Source organism: Pseudomonas sp. AK106 (assembly GCF_053903055.1).
This window is the reverse complement of the sequence record NZ_CP096428.1, coordinates 1-17335: the sequence shown is the minus strand read 5'-3', so window position 1 is coordinate 17335 and position 17335 is coordinate 1. Positions and strand designations below refer to the sequence as shown.

The window sequence follows — 17335 nt, the reverse complement described above, 5'->3', positions numbered from 1 at the left end:
CCTAAGCAGGGTTGCTGGTAGAAGTGGGGCCGCTTCAGCGCGACCCCGCTTTTGGTTTTCCGTCGAGCCACGTTTTTGGAAAACCCCCAAGTGGATCGTTAACCGTCGTGGCCCGCCAGCATCACGGCGCGGCCGTCTTCCCGATCATCAGTCGACATTCGCTCACCTTTTAGCTATTTCGCTAATTTGCTAAGTAGCAATCAGGCCGCCTGCACGCTGACCGAAAGGTGCAGCCCCAGCACGGCCAGCGCGCGTTCTACCTGCTCGATTTTCGAGGTGTGCAGGAAGTCGACCAGACGATCCAACACCTGCCGCGAACAGCCCGGCCGCTTGGCCAGCTCGGCGCGCGTTACGCCTTCATCAAGCAAGGCTTCTACAGCACGATTTTTGCCACTGTCAGCGCAGGCGAGCGCAGCGCCTGCTCGCTTTCGAATGAAGCGTTTTCCTTCTCCAGGAAGCGGCTTTAAGGTCATGTGAAAAATAAATATCCGGCATGGCGCAAAGGAATTCTGGCGAGCCATATCAAGGTCAAGTGAGCTGGATAAAATGCGTAAAAAAACCAACGTACTCTAGGACACCTTAACGTGACGGGCGGAGCACCGGCCAAAATCAGCAGTGCAGCCAGCGCCCATTGGTTGCCGTTAATATGTCCAAGCGCAGCGCACGCCGCGATTATGAGGATCAACGCCGGCAATGAGGGCCGTTTTGTGTAGCTCCAGATCCCCACTCCAAAAGCCACGGCCGGCCACCAGAACTCAACTATGCAACCGCCCAGGACGAAGACCACGACAGCAGATATGTAGCCCTGGAGGGTGCCTATTTCCATTAGGCGCAGAGTCGCTGTCAACACGAACAGCGTGAACAGGATGTTGAGCGGCCACCAACCGTGCAGAAGGCCCCCCAGGGCGAGAAACGCCGGCGACGCCAGTGCGCCGAAGATCGCCAGTCGTTGCATGGTGCGGCGGTACACACCGCGCTCTAGCGCTCTAGGACGAGCTAGGTTGTACGCCAGAACAAACATGAACAAAGGCATCGCCAAGCGGCCGGCGCTGTACAGCCACGGCATCGTATCGTTCAAGAGATATTTGTTGATGTGGTCGCCGATCATCAAGACCAGGGCGAGCCACTTCACCGCCTCGATGGTCCCACTTGAGATTTCCAGGCGCGGCCATGATGTGGTGCGAGTTGCTGTCTGATGCATCAGCCCTACCCTATTTCATCAGCCCAGGCGCATACATAGCGGCCAGGGCGCGTTCGGCTGCTTCGTTGCGGGGCCGTTGGCGAGTGTGCGTAATCGTCTGCGCCGCTGGCTGGGCCGGCTCAACCATGGCTGTGATCGCGGATTGAGGAATGGTTACAGCACTTTCCTTTGGTGTCCCTTCCCCCGATGCCGTGGCGGCGACAAGGGCCGGTGCGCCGGCTGCACTTGGATCGTAGGTAACAAACCGATCTGACAACCAGGTGCCCCACTTTGCCGCTCTTTTCATAAGGTCGGCACGGTAAGACGCATTGTATTGCGGTGTACGTGAATGGTAGTTAGCTGCGCGCGTCCACACATCGCCGGAATCATTGCGTATGTGCCCGCGCAGTCGCCAGGCGGCAAGATCATAGGAGTAGCAACCGGCCTGCGCCACGTCGTCAGCTGTAATTCCGTATAGACGTTCCAAGTCACGCAGATAAGCCGTGTTGAATTGCATTGCTCCTATGTCGTCAGTGCCGTTCGAGTTGCGAACGCGCTGACCCGGTTTCCCGCCCTCTTTTTCTGCCACGGCCAACACCAGATTTGCAGGAACCTCATACTTGATGGCAGCAGTAACGGAACAGACCACGCGCTCTTGCATTTGGGGTGGCAGATCAAGAAATGGCATGTGTACTCCCTTAGCCTTTCAGCCGGCCGTACTTGTCTGCGATCTTGTCACCCCAACCGTCAGGTGTTGGGCACTGGTTTACGAATTCTCGACGCGCATCTTGGGTTGCGTCAGGCTTGAACTCGCCATCTTTCTTCTTAACGATGCTAAAAAAGTCTGATACAGGCCCGTCGCATCCTCCTGCTTTGCCCTGCCCCTGTAGCATGCCTGCCATGCACAGAACTGTTTCGCAGGGGTCTTTTGCAAAAACCCAAGTGGCTTGTGTCGCCATAACAAATGCGACCACGGATGCGCTGATAATCTTTTTCATATGTATGGTCCTCATGCTTTGCCGTTCACGAATGCGTCAATATCGGGTCTGCCGCTCGCTACGCTGTCGCCATCAAATTGCGGCTCGGTTTGAGGTGCTGGGTTGTCGTAGTTTGAAACCACTGAGCGCGCTTCCTGTAGCTCTTGCTCTTGCCTGATTTCTCCAGCTCGGTCCATTGTTTGGGCATCGTTTCGAGCTTGGCCAGCCGTCCCATTGATTTCGGCAGCCAGCTTCCCGCCTGCGGTTTGGCTAACGCGCTCTTTAGCAGAATCGAACATCGAGGCACCTTTTGCGGCTAAGCCGGATTTTGCGCCTCCTACAAGGCTGCCGCCCATATCAGCGGCGAAGCGTCCGGCAGTACCCATTGCCTGGCCGAAGCTGGAGCCGCCACCTCCACCACCGCTACTGCCACCACCACCACCACCACCACCGCCTTCTGAGCCTCCAACGCTACCCGTATCACCGCCTCCGCTACCTGAGCTGCCGGCATCACCACCACCACCACCACCGCCACCCATGTTCGCCTGAGCGGATTGAAATGCGGCCTGTAGCGCGCTACCCGCACCCGCCAAATTGGCGGCGCCGCCCATGGCAAGCGAAGCGCCTGCACTTGCTACGCCCGCCGCTACTCCTGCAGCGGCTGCAGCCGCGCCTACTGCTGCACCCGCACCAAAACCACCGATGCCTGCGGCAGAGGGGCCACCAACAATTCCGGCAAACATCGGCGGAACTTTAGCGACCAGCATGAGCAAAATAATTGAAGCGACCAGCATGACCAGAAGGTTTTTAACGGTAACAGCGCCGTTCATAGTCGCTGCGTAATACTGGTCTATGAATGACTTACCGACCCCTACGATCAAGATCATGGCAAATAACTGCACTGCAATACCTAAAACAGTCTTGTAGTAAGCGATGGCGATATCGCTGGTCCAACGGCCCCCGCCGAAACCAAGCAAGAAAACCGCGCCATATGCCAACAACCATCCCGAAACTAACAGCAGCAGCATGTTAACGCCGACTAATGCCAGCACGACTAAAATTATAGCGGCAATAATCAGGCCCACACCTGTGTTTACCGGCTCCCAGCGCGACGAACTATCTACTACCTTATTGGCAATATCAAAGCCGATATTAACTATCGACGAGGGTGTAATTGTATTCCCCAGTCCAGTCGCCTTTGCCGAAATTATCCTTAGCGTGTCCATGATAGAAACAGAAATGGCTGGACCGTTTTTTAAAATCCACCAGAAGAAACCTGTAGTTGCTAGGAATCGAATGGTTTCTGCAAAAAACTCACCTATGTCCGCTTTGCGAAGGATCATCATCCCATAGGTCCAGACCATACTTATAAGCACTAAGCCCCAAAAGAGCCAACTAGCATAGTTGACCATGGCTATGGACCAAGTGCTGGCTACTTTTTCGAAGCGATCAAGAATGTCGTCCAGCACCCCGCCGCCGCGTACGGGGGCGGCGTGAGCCTGTACAGTAACGATTAGCATAAGTAATGGGGCTAGTCTTTTCATAATTACCACGCCCGTGGTTTGCTTTGTTCAAAGCTTCCTGATAGAGATTCAGCAGTTGCGGCACTGGTGCAGTTGCTAGTCTTCGTCGATAGATCAGGGTCGGCATCGCATTTCTGCAACATTTCTGTTCTTTCAGTAACGTTGGCTTTGTAATATTCCACAGAGTGGGATGGGGGCTTGCCGCACGCCGCAAGCACTATGCTGATACCGACAACACATCCAGTGTTAATCATGCGGTTCATATTTTAATTCCTCTTTGCTTACCAATTTCTTGGTGTGCTTTTATCAAAGGTGCCTGAACGAAAAACTGCGTCGCCAGCGGCCCGACTTGCAGCCTCATCGTTAGCTCGAGCGGCTTGAGTAGCTGCTGCTGCCGATTGAGCAGCCAACATACTTCTTATTTGCAACAGCTGATTCGTCTGCGCGCTTGCTAGCTGATTTGCGGCTTGGATCGCCTGCATTTGCCCTCTTGCGCTGGTCGCTTGTGACTGTAGCTTCTGTAGATTGGCTGCGTCCGTATTTAGCGTCTGTTGCTGCTGATCTACAGTTTTTAACACCGCGTCATTAGCCCGCTTCACCGCCTCGGAGTTATCAGCCTGCGCATCTTCAACAGCTTTCATCTCGCTTTCTGAGCATCCAGCTGGGGTGAAGCAAGGCGAGTTACGGTAATAGTTGACGTTCTGGTAGCGTGAAAGGTATGAGTCAATACTGCCGCTTTGATTTTTGTAATAGTTCAAAGTGTCCTGTGCCTGAACTAATTTGTTCATGACACTATTTGCCTGGTCCCACACGTAAGCGGCAGGGGCAACAGTGTTCTGCAACATATTCTCATACTGTTCCAGTTGTGTCTTATACTGCTGAATTTGCGCGGCTACTTGTTTAACCTGGTTAATTGCAGTAACAGTGGTTTGAGTTAGTCCTACCTCATCTAATACCAGAATCCCAGCCTGCGCAGGTTGAGATACCAGCAAAGAGAAGATTGCCGCTGCTGTAAAGCCTTTAACGGCTAAAATAGTTGATTTAGAAAACATAGCTAGCTCCTTTGCCTTAGTAGTCAAACGACTGGTAAGCCTTGGTGAAAGTCACGTCCTTTACCGCCACAATGTTGAAACGATAGCCCGGACGAATTTTAATCGTAGGTGCCACGTTTAAGTTTTTGGAGACAATCTGCGCAGATACCTGACCAAGTTGCTGCCCAAGCGCCGAGCTAAGTTCGCTGCTCACAGACGGCTGCTGATAGCCTGTGCCGCTGCTTCCTTGGCCCTGATCGGTTGCCATGGAGGCTCCAGCGGTGATACCTGCCATGAATAGGGCAGAACCATATATACGCCAGAGGTGATTATCCACTTGATCGCGGAAGCCTGAGTAACCTGCCATATCAGCTCCCGGCATTGCACCAATATCTAATGCTTTGCCGTCTGGGAATACCAGACGCTGCCAGGCTATCAATACGCCCTCCTGCCCAAATGCAACGTCGCTTGAGTAGGAACCTACGAGGCGGGTCCCTTGTGGAATCAATACGTGTCTGCCAGTAGCTGTGTCGTATACGTTCTGCGAGACCTGCGCCATGATTTGACCAGGTAAATCAGAGTTGATACCACTCAGCATGATCCCAGGGATTACAGCACCGGCCCGGATCTCGAATGGGGAACGCGGCGCTTCTACTTTGGAGTCAAGTGCCCAACGATCTTTCTTGTCGTTGTTGTCAAAGTTCCCGTAATCCTTGGCCGAGCTGTCAGATGACGCTGCCAGCATCATGCCGGCCGATCCGCTCGAACGACCACCCATACCGCCGCGACCACCGCCACTCCCGCCCATTCCACCCTGCACCTGGCGCAATTGAGCCTGGTAAGCCGCGTTTGGGTCAGTGGCACGTTGTTGATCGATCTGGCGTCGAACCTGAGCTATACGATTGACCATTTCGTCACGGGTTTGCGGAGCTTCTGCATTTGCAGTTGTGCTTTCCCCGACACGGCTCATGTCAGGCAAGGTGATTGCCGTTTTTGCACCTACTGCCGTTTGAAACGCCTGCATTTTCAGCTGGCGAAGTTGCGTGTCTTCTGGATCTGCTTGATTGCCCTGACCTCCGTTAGGACGCGGAGGGACCGGAGGTGCATCAGGGTTATCGACGGGCGCAACGGGAACTCCGTTGGCTTGGGTAGGAGCCGCTGGGACGGTTCCCGGCAGAACAGGCGCTTCGGGTGCTTTTGCCTGAGCGATCAAGCCGGCACCGCGACCACCGATAATATCGCCGGCCATCAGCGAGCTATCGCCACCCTTCCCCGTCGTAACCGCCGCATGCTCCACAGTCGCTTCGTTGTTACGTTTGACGGCCACCATTGCCACCAGTCCCAAGAACAGAGCAATAACAGCAAACCCGATAACCAGGGGCATGTTATTGACGCGGCGTACGCCGGTTCTTTTGGTAGAGGCACCTGGCGACGAGTCGGGAGACATTTGGTCATTATCAGCCATGGCAATTACTCCTTACGCGACCAGGACCCGGCCGCAGCGACAGTCCCGTTCTTTTGTGGAATGTAAGCCCTGCTGGCCGGCCGGCCAGCGACTGTGACTGTCACCCGATAAAGGTCTGCGGCAGGCGCAAGCGAATCAACCACATAGCGGAGGTCTACGCCAGGCGCAGTAACTGACTTAACGGCCGGCTGTGCCTTGCTGCTGCTCTCGGGCGCGTATTCTTTGACTGAGTACCCGCGACCGCGCAGAAGCGTCACTAGAGCGTTCCCGTAGGCATCATCCGCTGGCTGCATGATGTTCAAGCTGGTCAGCGCAGGTGGATACTGTGTCACCAGGTATGCAACTGTGTCGCTTGCCATAGTCTTGTTGTAAGCGGCAGGTGCGGCCGAATAGTTCCCGTATGGAGAGTTCGATGCGCAACCGCTCAAACCCGCGATTAGCGCCGAAATAAGGAGGACATTGCGCATTACTTGGCCTCCCGCTCAATGGTGATCTTGTCCTGGCTAGAGCCAATACCAGCGATGAGAATCGCCTTGTCGAATACGCTGTCAACGATGTAGCGATTGCCCTGTACGCGATAGTTGACCATTTGCGTCTCCGCATCACGGAAAATGCCGCCGTCACGACGAACCACCAACAGGGTTGGAGATTCCTCCTGGCTCATGGTGTCGGGCATTTCAATGATGGTCTTTGTGCCGTCATTGAACACACGCACTGGCTTCCAGCGTGCCTTGCCATTGATGGAATAGTTGAAATTCAGGTTGCCAAGGTATTCACGGGTTTGCGGAATGGTGTTGTCGTGGCGATCCTTGACCTCAGCAGTTTGGATCGCAGCCCATTTAGCTGCCGCGTCCTCGGGATAGATGAACCGTGCATAAGGCATGCTCTCGCTGCGAGTAGAGCGCATGCGGAAGTGATAGACACGACGATCAGTCATTACGACCAGAGCGGTATCAAGGTCAACGTCCAGCGGTTTCAAGATCAAGTGAATCGTTTGGTCTGCACCAGAGCCGCTGATACCAGGTTCAACCGTGTAACGAGGGTCGCCCCCGTTGAGACCGTTGAACTGCTCCCCAGGCTGCAAGGAAATGTCACAGACCTGGAGGACGGCGCAGACGACTTGAGTTTGACCGCTGCCGTAAAGGAATGTAATGGCGCCGTCACCGCCAGGAGTTGGTTTGCTGGTGGCTTGGCCGGTCTGCCACTTCTTGCCGATATCTATAGCTTTTTGCTCTTGAGGCGTCAGCTTGATGGTCTGCGGCGCGAAATACTTATCTGCCATATCCTTCTGAGTATCAGCCGCTTGCACTAGACCTGGAAGAAGAATGCCGGCGATAAGAGAGGAAATCAGTGTTTTGTTCATAGGAGTGTCCGCCCCGAATTAAAGTTGTTTCGACCAGTTATAGTCACGCACGAAAATGAAATGGCCGTTAACAAAAGTATTTGCGTCAACCGGCGTGTCTTTGTTTTGGTAAACAGTGATGAGTGCGCGCATGTTGTACGGCTTGCCCTTTAACTGGCCGTCACGGCTGCGAACGGTTTCAACCCAGTCCACTTGCCAAGAATCTTTGGTCTGCGGCAAAGCGGATAAAACCTCTACAGATACAGTTTCATTCTCAGCACGCTTGAATGGGTTGCGCTCAGGCGTTCCGTTAAGGTACTCACTCGTTTTAGCGGTGGCTGGATCTTGTGGAGCCAGATAGGCATAAGCAGCCTTGATCGCCTTAGTCTGAAGCGTGATATCTGGCGTAACCATGCGGGTGTTGGTCACGAAATTAACCACAGCACTTTGGTAGTCTGTTATCACAGCATCCGGCACGCGTTCCAGTTTGGTAACAGAAACTGTGTTACCAGCAGCGTCTTGTTGGAACACCATAGGAATGATTTTCGACTGCGCGCCAATGTAGACGACACCCCCTACAGCGCCCATGACAATGAGTAGGCTGATGATTCCCACAGTCTGCCAAACCTGAATGGAACTCATAACTCCCATCACATGACCGTTCCAGGAGCGGCGTGCGTTCAGGTAAGGGTTACTGACCTTCTTATTAGCGGCTAAATTTTCGTCCGATACTTCGGTGCTAGCCTCTGCTTGACGATTAAAAATATTCATGCTGCACCTCTGTAGTTATCAAGGCTTAAGCCCCGGTCACGCAGCCACACATCTACCCATGCGTCGCCGTGTTTTTCTTCCAATTGCTTGATAGTTGCAATGTCCTCTGCACCGGTTGCACCGACGAACGAAAGTGCCAAGGGGCCAAGCGCAAGGCTGTAGAGGCGACGGCCTTTTTCAGACACCAAGTAGTAATCACGCTTTTGTTGGGCAGTTGCGATGATTTCGATCTGCCGCAAGTTCAGACCCATACGCTGGTACAGCTCAGTGGCTGTTTCATCGCGGGCATACATATTTGGCAGAAATATTTTGGTCGCAGTCGATTCGACAATAACATCCAAGATGCCCGAGCCGGAGGCGTCACTAAGGTTTTGTGTCGCCATCAATACGCGGCAATTCTTCTTAGCCAGGGTTTTAAGCCATTCACGGATCTTTTGCCGGAATACATCATGGCCCAACATCAACCAAGCCTCATCGAGAATGATCAAAGTTGGTCGGCCGTCGAGTGCTTCTTGAATCCGCATGAACAGGTACAAAAGCACCGGCAGCGCATAGCGGTCGCCCAGGTCCATCAGGTGTTCGATTTCAAACGTGATGAAGTCCGAGATAGAAAGCTGGTCCTCTTCAGCGTCCAGCAGGTGACCCATTAGGCCGTCAACTGTGTAGTCCTTTAGGGCAGCACGAATGCTGTTGTCCTGAACCATAGCGCTGAATTCCGACATGGTGCCTGGACGGCCTGTCTCCTGTTCAACCTTGCTCATTTCGAGAATGGTTTCGGCAATCTTGTTGCGCTGTTCTGGCGTAGTGTTCAGGTCGTTCAACGCGAGCAGGTCGTTCAGCCAGTTCATAGCCCAAGCCTGACGAGCCTGAGTGATCAAGCCGGACAGCGGTGCGAAAGCAAGTCTTTCGCTGGCACCGGCGACAACGTAATGCGAGCCGCCAGCAGCCTTGCAGGCCGGATACATCGACATACCTTTGTCGAATGCGAACAGTTGCGACCCACTGTAACGGCGCCAGGCCATGGCGATGATGCCCAGGTGCGTTGATTTACCAGCCCGCGTAGGGCCGAACATGATCGTATGGCCTAAGTCGCGCACGTCTAGATTGATGCGAAACGGAGAATTACCACTAGTTAGACCGTGCATCAGCGGTGGTGAATTTGGCGGCATCAGTGGATTTGGCGCAAAGTTTTCGCCCGTCCAGATCGTGCTTGTTGGAATCAGATCAGCAAGGTTCATTGTGTTGATTAGAGGGCGACGCACGTTTTCCACACCGTGCCCTGGCAGCGATCCCATGAAAGCATCCATCGTGTTAATGGTTTCAATACGGGCAGTGAACGCCATCGCGTTGATCGCTTTTTCAAGTCTCATGGCAGCCGCTTCGACTACAGGGCGGCTTTCGTCCATCAGCACGACGACACTGGTATAGAACCCCTGCGCGACCATACCGCTATTTGTTTCAGCGATAGCTTGGGACGCATCCGCTACCATGTTTACCGCATCGTCATCGACGATGCCTCCATTGGTATTGAATATCTGGTCAAAGAACCCCCGGATCTTCTGTTTCCACTTCTTGCGGAATTTCTCCAGGTGCGAAACGGCCTCATGGTGATCCATGAAGATAAACCGGTTAGACCAGCGATACTCAACGGGCAGCTCAGCCAGGTGCGACAAAATCCCTGGCGACGACTCCATGGGAAAACCTTCAATGGCAACCACTTGAATAAATTTGTTACCCAACTTTGGCGTCACGCCGGTATATAGCTCTTTGCCCCCAATCAGGTTGTCGATGTAGATAGGATTGGTCGGCAGCATCACAGGATGATTCACCCCTGTAATGCAGAATTGAAGCCATTGCAGGAATTCGTCGTGCGTAACAGTCGAGCCGTCCTCATTCAGTATTTTCTGACCGCGCAGGCGCTCCAAGCTAACGGCAGAAGACATGCGCGATTGGATGTTATTGACTTCACGTTTGAAGAATTCGATAAGATGATGAGTACGTGCCTTGTTGTTTGGTTTGTCAGTATCATCACTGAACATCAGTTCGACAAATTTACGCTCAGCCAGCATCGGCGGAAACCAGGTTACGGTGAGGATGAAAAACCCCTCGTACAAGTTGCCCAAACCTTCGAAGGTGCGACGACGTTCCTCGTCAATAGCGGCCGAGACCCGATCAGGGAAAGCTGACGTGCCTGGAGGGCTGTAGTTTGGAGCTGGACGACGCACCGCATCAACGTGAACCATCCAGCCGCTGCCCATGTTGGACAGCGCCTGGTTGATGCGGAACGAGTTCATTTCCCGCTCTACTTCGGTAGCACTGGCGTTGTCCGATCCTTTGTACAGCCAGGCAGCCATGAACGAGCCGTTTTTGCCCACAATCACGCCATCATCGACGACAGCAGCGTAGTTGAGCAGATCCGCCAAACCCGCGTCCTTGGACTGGTGCTTCTTGAGGCGCAGATCAGCATGGAGCTGTCGGGCTTGCATGAACAAGAACAGCACCAACAGGATGCCAACGGCCGCAATTGCAAACAGTATTGATTCGATCATTTGTATTGCTTCCCTTGTGTGGTGCCGTTTTCGCGGAAGGGAGTGGCACGCGGCGGGTAAAAGGGTTTGTACTTGCGGCTGCGCAGGTAAACGGGGCGCATCATCGGATCGGATTTGCCCATTTTGCGAAGCATCCAAAGCGAGGCGAACCACATACCCATGCCCAGAAAGAAGGCCAACCAATCTTGTGCAGCGAAGATCAGTACGGCAGCCAGCAAACCGCTGAACATAACCAATTCACGATCCCCACCCATGAATAGGTTGTGGCGGTTGCCGGCCCGACGAATAGGGATCTTGCGTAGTGCCATCGGAATTAGGCCCCCATAACCACGTGAGCAGCCGCAGACTTGAATGCCTCAGCCTTGTCCATGATCCAGTCCGCGGACTTTGCAGCCATATCATGCGCAGCAGTGATTTCGGCGCCCTGGCCGGTGATGGCGGACAAGGTGTTTTGCGCAGCAACGATGAACGCTAGAACAAGAACGATGAAAATCAGGGTGCGAAGGAATCCGTTCATGTCGCCGCCGAAAATCAGGCCAGCCCCCGCACCTACCAGACCCACGATTGACGCGGTGAAAGCGAACGGGCCGGTGATGGAGGAACGGACCTTAGTGAACCAATCATCGAACGGAAGCCCGCCGCCAGCGGTACTGGCCGCAAGCGCTGGATGCGCACTCACCAAAAGCATGAGCGCAGCGCCAACAGCCAAGACAGCTTTAGTGTTTACGCGGGAAGTGTTGTTTTGCATGGTGTTACTCCTAGAGTTTACGGGTGATGTAGTTGCCATTTTCACAGCCGAGAACTTCCAAAATCCCTTCTACTCGGCGGCCTTCGGTGGTTTTTTGGATGTGAACGACCACATCCACTGCTTCAGCAATCAGCGGCTCAATCGTTGTTGGAGCGGATGCGTTACGGGTGACAAGCGACAAGAGTCGTTGAAGTGCCGATTCGGGGTTATTTGCGTGAAGAGTCCCAGTGCCGCCGGGGTGGCCTGTACTCCAAGAGTCCAGAAGGTCTAGAGCTTCCGCACCCCGGACCTCACCGACGATGATGCGATCAGGCAACATCCGAAGCGTCGTTTTAAGGAGGTCGGTCATCGAAACTTCGAGCGTGGTGTGGTACTGCACGCAGTTGATAGCGGCGCACTGGATTTCTCCGGTGTCCTCAATAATGACGACCCGCTCATTAGGATCGTTATTAACCATTTCCTGAATTATCGCGTTTACAAGCGTTGTTTTGCCTGATCCTGTGCCACCAACGACCAAGATGTTTTTATGCTCACGCACGGCCTTCTCAATGGCGTCACATTGAGCTTGGGTCATGATTCCCATCTCGACATATTCGTCGAGTGTGAACACTTTGATGGCTGGTTTTCGAATTGCGAAAACTGGAGACGAAACCAAGGGCGGTAGCTGTCCCGCGAAACGCTCATTGCCGAATGGCAATTCGCCGTCAAGGATCGGCTCAAGCGCGCCGATGGTTTTACCAAGTAGGCCGGCGAGTGTCTTCATGGCTGACATAGCCCGCCATGCCTCTAACTGTCCGATTATCCGAGTTGGCTCGCCTAAGCGTTTCAGCCACAGGTTTCCATCTGCATTAAGCAGAAGATCGGTCGTTTTTGCGTCATTCAGAGCGCCCATGACCATAGGCCCTAGGTCACGGCGTAAGCGCTCGGTTACGCGCTTCTTGCTTGTGTCCTGATCGTCGGACTCTTCATTCATCGTTTGCTCCAGATTCCATAAATTCGCGAATTAGGCAAACGATATACAGAAACTGAGTCAAGAGCAACAACTCAGCATCCTTTTTAACAGTGGATTTAATATACACCGCTCGCCTTCCGTGACTTGTTGCTAATATCCGACACCGACAAAAAAAGCCCCTTGCAAGGGGCTCTTGGTTTTTAGCCGCTAAATATTCTCAGCTTTGTGATCCGTTAGATGTTTTCCCTGATTTTCGCAGTGTTGACTTCGTGCCATTTGCGTACCTGGAACGCTTGATGAAGCGTGAGCGTCGCGCAGGTCCGACAGTACCCACGCGGCAAGCTAGGAAGGATATGAGTTCCCGCAGCGTCGTCTAATTCCTTGCTATCTAGATCAGTTGATTCAAGCAGCATTGGCAGCGGCGTTTCTAGAGCGTCCGCAATGGCAGCAAGGGTCTTGAGCGTTGGGTTTCCCTTGCCGTTGGTGATGTCCGACAAAACTGAAATAGAAACACCTGTGAGCTTCGCAAGCTCATGTTTAGTCATGCCTCTCTCGCCTAGCAGGCGCAGCACATTGGTAAAAAAAATCGCGTTATGCACAGTCGATCGGCGCCTCAATGCAGGGCTAAACTTTAGCCGCTAAAATTCTTGACCGTGAGCGATTATTTAGCTAAAGTAAGCGCTGGTAAGTAAATCGTTCCCGTCATTTCGGGCATCTTACATTTTGTACACAGTTTCGGTAAACGCTATTTTTTTAATAGCGCGTGATCCGTCCCAAATTGGCGCGTAAGATTTCCCTGGACATGGGCCGGCATGCCGGATAAAGCCGGCTCTACATAGGTAAAGGAGTGACAATGGCAAGTCTCAAGACCGCCGCTCAGAAGCACATAGACAAGCTGATGAAAAACGGTATGTCTCGCGAGGATGCTGCGATGCAAGCCGCGAAAGCAGTGCTCGCTTCGACTACCGCTTACCCTGGAGTCCAGTCTGAGGATTTCATTGCCGCTGCGCTGGCCGAGTCCTCAAAAATAGATTTCGACAGCCCAACACCAAAACCAGCATCTGCCACCCCTGTGAAAAAGAAACGCACGGTTGCGGACCGGCTTGATGAAGCTGTGACGGCACGCAAGCAGCCGGAGCTGTTCCCAAAAGGTTCAAGCAAGGGTGCGCCTACTCCTATAGACACTATCGCTGCAAAGGTTGCAGAACGAAAAGAGATAGAGAAGCTGGACAGCCTCATTGGCGAAATGGTGCAAATGAAGTTTTCTCTCTATGACGTTGCCTCATGGGACGACGATTTGCGCGTCATACCTAATGACTGGGCAAGGTCTGCGGTCTTCACCGTCAGGAATAAGGGGGTCAAGCGTCGAGCGTACGACAACGAGCTGGTGTACCACTACAACAAAGAGGTGGAGATTCATTACACCGGGATTGAATTACGCGCCGACGACGACGAGCTGGTATGGCAGCAGATCCTTGAATACGCAAAGCACTCTGTGATTGGTGTCCACGTCTACTTCACTCTGTACCAGTTACTCACCGATCTAGGCTGGCCGATTAACGGTTTCTACTATAAGCGCGCCTTGGCCTGTATCAATCGGCTCAAAGCGACCTCTTTTCAAATAAGCTCACCCCGGCACAGCAGAATAAAAGGGCTTTCTTTGATAAAGGAGTTCGAGATAGTCACGGACGCCAATAAGCGTTCTGTTTGCCAGATCGAGCTTTCAACGCACCTGGTCGTACTTTTCGCGAACGATCATTATTCCAAGGTCGTTTGGGAGAGATACCGCGCACTCTCCCCCACTGCTAGGCGCTTGTTCGATTGGATCGTCACGCACAAAGCCCCGTACCCCTTGAAGCTGGAGACGTTCCGTCTCATTTGTGGTTCCGAGTCTACCCGCCCCAAGAAGTGGGCCGAGCAAACCCGGGAAGCCTGTAAAGAACTGGAGGCAGCCAAGCTGGTTCAGCAAGCCTATGTGGAAAAGGAAGCAGTCCACTGCGTCAGGTAGCGTGTGGACAGTGCCGGGATAATCACCTGGTCTATTGACACTTGGGGGGCTAGAAGGCCCATCTAGTTGACATTTGGGGGGCTAGCCTCCCTTTTTTGCGCCTGAAATTCAACCATCATTCATTAATTGAGCCAGAAACACACGTCTTCGAAGCCTCCCAAGCACGGCCGCATGCGTCCGTGGCGGATAACCGGGCGCATAACCGTGTTTTGCTATAGACACTTGAGGGGCCGACTACAGACACTTGAGGGGCTGTGGTGATGACACTTGGCGGGCTAAACTACTGACACATGGGGGGCAGGGTTGCCGACACATGAGGGGCCACCGTTTTGGCGTAAACTCTTTAAAATCAGTCAGTTGCGTGCCGTTTTTCGGGTGCTCTAACCCTTTCTTTTGAACCCTTTTTTAAACCACCTTCTTTAAACCGCCTTTTAACCAACCGCGCCGAAGGGGGGAGACCCCCCTTCTCGATCCCTCCCGAGCCGCTTCGCGTCTCTCCCATCCCCCCAGGGGCTTACGCCCCTCGTTCGCAAGCTCACTTCACCCCAAAGGCAGTCAACGCCGCTGCGCGACGCCATAACCGCTTCGCTACGCAAAGGAATAAAGCCTCCTTTGCTGTGTTGATGGGTAGTACGCTGTAAGACTCGAAACTTTGCATGAACAATACGAAAGCAAGGTTTTTACGCCATAGGAGAGGTGCACTTCCGACACAGCGCAGATCTTATGCCGGCGAGGCTATTTTTCGACGGTTCAGCTCATAGCGGATCGCCGCGCTTTCTTACATACTGTTTGTATGTACAGTTGTAGGCGGTGGCTATGTCCTGGTTCCTTTCCGATGATGTCCCTGAGATTCCATCAGATATTCTTGCCCGGCTAGAGGCTCGTTATGACCCAGGCGACGTATCTGACGTTGCGCATCTTGAGCGCGAGCGATCCAGTGTCCGCCGCCTTGTGGCTATCCATCAGCAGCTAACCTGGCGGGTTGTTGAACTGCAAACGGATTTGCACACTGCCAATACCAATATTGGCTGCCTCAAAGGCCAGGTTCAGGATCTAGTCAGAAGGCTACAGCGCATGGGTTACGAGCCTTCGCATAAACCCCCTTCCCGCTAGTTCTATGACACTGGCCCCTCAAGTGTCATGGCAAGGATTCTCGGTCTATATGTCAATTTGACCTGGTGCCAGTCTGAGCATCGAGGTACTTCAGTGCCCCCCAAGTGTCATGGCTGTTGATCCTAGATCAAGGTGGCGGGCAGTGCAGTGACCGAAGGGCGCTGTGCTGTCGGCCACCCAACAAGCGAAGCGCGTTAGGCTTTTCGGCCCCCCAAGTGTCATGGGTTAGGCGCGCAGTCACTGCCTACCTGGCTTTACCTGGTTTGGCTTGCCGAGGTTAGAGGTAATTAGCCCCCCAAGTGTCAAAGCATTTGCCTGGTTGTACGCCAAAGGAAATGCATACAAATCTACAAAAGAACTCGTATATGCGTTGTTTTAGGTCTTTAGGACTTATAATGCTCTACAGAGGCCAGGCATTTGCCAGGGTCAATGACCGGCGTTATCCGATGTACATAGTCAAAATCGCCGTACTACGTAACGAAACCGACCGCCTGTTTCGGTTGGCCAACACTCACTATCACGCTTGTGTAGGTGTGATTGAAGTTCAGACCTGGCAGACGGTTGCTCGCCGGGCATTTGCGGACACTGAACCCCTCACCTGCAAGCGTGCGACGCCGTATGACCTGCAGCAGTGGGCCGAGGCTGTTAATGGCCTGACAGCTACTCTGGCGGCATCGGCTGATCGCATTGAGCGCATAAAGTCCCAGAAGCCTAGCCCACGGGCTTTGCGACTGGTGGAGGCTTGTGAGCTGTATTCACAAAACGATCGAATGCATTAAAATCTCTTTGACATAATAGGTCTTTAAGACCTATTATGTGCGCGAAGGCCAGGCATTTTGCCCAGGTCAGTACCGGATAACTCCGATGACAACTCAGACTCAAGACACCCCTCTTATCACCTCGATGATTGTGGCCGACGACGATCGTTTGTCGTTTTTGCCTACTTTTTTTGGCAAATATTACATGGCTGGCGAAGGCTTGCTGTATGCCCATGCAGACAAATATGTCAAAGGTTACAAAGGTGGCTTTTGGAACTTCTTTACCCTCAGCAATGGCGGTTTCTTTCTCGCGTTGAATAGTACCCAGCCGCAGCATGTAGTCATTGCAGACAATTATTGCTCCGAGCACATGAGCGCAAAAGCGGCCGGCGTCGTTCTTACGTTGTTTGTACTTGGTCGGTTGTTGGCTGCAAATATCCCTCACACTGAATCAGACAGGTTCGTAGAGCTTTACCACAAGCTACGTGAGTTCGCTCTGGACCATCCCGAGTCTCAGGCCATTCTGACTGCCATCGACTGAATTAAAAGGCCCGGTTCATACCGGGCCTTTTTGTAAGGGTAGATCTATGACATTCCACGAGCAGGCCCGACAAGTCCGTGACCAGGCCGATACAGAAGCCATTGCCCAGGTGCTTGCTCAGTACCCTTGGGGTAAGGATGTAGGGCCCCGCCCTGCGGGATCGGTGCCGGATTCAGTGATGACCTGGACCGTATCAGCTCTGACAAGCACACTATGGAGCTTCAGGAAGCTCATATTTCCTATGACCTCAGCGTTCTTGAGATACTGGACAGAGACTTGGGGAAACTGGATACCTCTATACCTTATGGTTTCGAGCAGGTAGACGTTGTATTAACTGCCCTCGAAGCGTACCAGGTGTGAAAATGGGCTTATGCAGC

The 17335-nt window shown here is 53.2% G+C and carries 19 protein-coding genes; 3 read left to right on the top strand and 16 right to left on the bottom strand.

The annotated features are described in order from the left end of the window. Positions 1-200: 200 nt before the first annotated feature. From M1E04_RS25515 to M1E04_RS25440, 16 genes are all read right to left on the bottom strand, one after another. On the bottom strand, positions 201-473 hold the full coding sequence (locus M1E04_RS25515) for a hypothetical protein (protein ID WP_456293367.1): 273 nt from the start codon (positions 471-473) through the stop codon (positions 201-203). Further along, positions 470-1201 carry a TraX family protein gene (locus M1E04_RS25510; RefSeq protein WP_456293366.1) on the bottom strand — a complete coding sequence of 244 codons (732 nt, stop codon included), beginning with the start codon at positions 1199-1201 and terminating at the stop codon, positions 470-472. Before M1E04_RS25510 ends, M1E04_RS25515 begins: the two co-directional genes overlap by 4 nt. 10 nt (positions 1202-1211) lie before the next feature. After that, positions 1212-1868, bottom strand: a complete 657-nt coding sequence (locus tag M1E04_RS25505; RefSeq protein ID WP_456293365.1) for a muramidase — start codon at positions 1866-1868, stop codon at positions 1212-1214. A gap of 10 nt (positions 1869-1878) precedes the next feature. Further along, a complete protein-coding gene (locus M1E04_RS25500) occupies positions 1879-2178 on the bottom strand; it encodes a TrbM/KikA/MpfK family conjugal transfer protein (protein WP_456293364.1) in 300 nt (99 codons plus the stop codon). Between the two features lie 11 nt (positions 2179-2189). After that, the gene (gene trbL / locus M1E04_RS25495; RefSeq protein WP_456293363.1) at positions 2190-3626 is read right to left on the bottom strand and encodes a P-type conjugative transfer protein TrbL; all 1437 of its coding nucleotides are present in this window, start codon (positions 3624-3626) and stop codon (positions 2190-2192) included. Between the two features lie 77 nt (positions 3627-3703). Beyond that, on the bottom strand, positions 3704-3943 hold the full coding sequence (locus M1E04_RS25490) for an EexN family lipoprotein (RefSeq protein WP_456293362.1): 240 nt from the start codon (positions 3941-3943) through the stop codon (positions 3704-3706). A gap of 18 nt (positions 3944-3961) precedes the next feature. Beyond that, the gene (gene trbJ, locus M1E04_RS25485; RefSeq protein ID WP_456293361.1) at positions 3962-4732 is read right to left on the bottom strand and encodes a P-type conjugative transfer protein TrbJ; all 771 of its coding nucleotides are present in this window, start codon (positions 4730-4732) and stop codon (positions 3962-3964) included. A 16-nt stretch (positions 4733-4748) separates the two neighbouring features. Beyond that, positions 4749-6176: a TrbI/VirB10 family protein gene (locus M1E04_RS25480; protein WP_456293360.1), complete on the bottom strand. Its 1428-nt coding sequence runs from the start codon at positions 6174-6176 to the stop codon at positions 4749-4751. Between the two features lie 5 nt (positions 6177-6181). After that, positions 6182-6535 carry a conjugal transfer protein TrbH gene (locus M1E04_RS25475; RefSeq protein WP_456293377.1) on the bottom strand — a complete coding sequence of 118 codons (354 nt, stop codon included), beginning with the start codon at positions 6533-6535 and terminating at the stop codon, positions 6182-6184. A gap of 107 nt (positions 6536-6642) precedes the next feature. Continuing rightward, on the bottom strand, positions 6643-7539 hold the full coding sequence (trbG, locus tag M1E04_RS25470) for a P-type conjugative transfer protein TrbG (protein WP_456293359.1): 897 nt from the start codon (positions 7537-7539) through the stop codon (positions 6643-6645). Positions 7540-7557: 18 nt separating this feature from the next. Then, a complete protein-coding gene (locus M1E04_RS25465) occupies positions 7558-8289 on the bottom strand; it encodes a VirB8/TrbF family protein (RefSeq protein ID WP_456293358.1) in 732 nt (243 codons plus the stop codon). Then, on the bottom strand, positions 8286-10838 hold the full coding sequence (locus M1E04_RS25460) for a VirB4 family type IV secretion/conjugal transfer ATPase (protein ID WP_456293357.1): 2553 nt from the start codon (positions 10836-10838) through the stop codon (positions 8286-8288). Before M1E04_RS25460 ends, M1E04_RS25465 begins: the two co-directional genes overlap by 4 nt. Further along, complete coding sequence (locus M1E04_RS25455; protein WP_456293356.1) at positions 10835-11146, bottom strand: conjugal transfer protein TrbD; 312 nt, start codon at positions 11144-11146, stop codon at positions 10835-10837. Before M1E04_RS25455 ends, M1E04_RS25460 begins: the two co-directional genes overlap by 4 nt. A 5-nt stretch (positions 11147-11151) precedes the next feature. Next, positions 11152-11586, bottom strand: coding sequence for a TrbC/VirB2 family protein (locus M1E04_RS25450; RefSeq protein ID WP_456293355.1), 435 nt, complete (start codon positions 11584-11586; stop codon positions 11152-11154). A gap of 10 nt (positions 11587-11596) precedes the next feature. Next, positions 11597-12559: a P-type conjugative transfer ATPase TrbB gene (gene trbB / locus M1E04_RS25445; protein WP_456293354.1), complete on the bottom strand. Its 963-nt coding sequence runs from the start codon at positions 12557-12559 to the stop codon at positions 11597-11599. Positions 12560-12771: 212 nt separating this feature from the next. Then, complete coding sequence (locus M1E04_RS25440) at positions 12772-13137, bottom strand: helix-turn-helix domain-containing protein (RefSeq protein WP_456293353.1); 366 nt, start codon at positions 13135-13137, stop codon at positions 12772-12774. Between the two features lie 254 nt (positions 13138-13391). Here M1E04_RS25440 and trfA point away from each other — a divergent pair, with 254 nt between their 5' ends. From trfA to M1E04_RS25425, 3 genes are all read left to right on the top strand, one after another. Further along, a complete protein-coding gene (trfA, locus tag M1E04_RS25435; RefSeq protein ID WP_456293352.1) occupies positions 13392-14546 on the top strand; it encodes a plasmid replication initiator TrfA in 1155 nt (384 codons plus the stop codon). Between the two features lie 1508 nt (positions 14547-16054). Next, positions 16055-16438, top strand: a complete 384-nt coding sequence (locus M1E04_RS25430; RefSeq protein ID WP_456293351.1) for a hypothetical protein — start codon at positions 16055-16057, stop codon at positions 16436-16438. Between the two features lie 85 nt (positions 16439-16523). Then, positions 16524-16958 carry an antirestriction protein gene (locus tag M1E04_RS25425; protein WP_456293350.1) on the top strand — a complete coding sequence of 145 codons (435 nt, stop codon included), beginning with the start codon at positions 16524-16526 and terminating at the stop codon, positions 16956-16958. Positions 16959-17335: the final 377 nt, after the last annotated feature.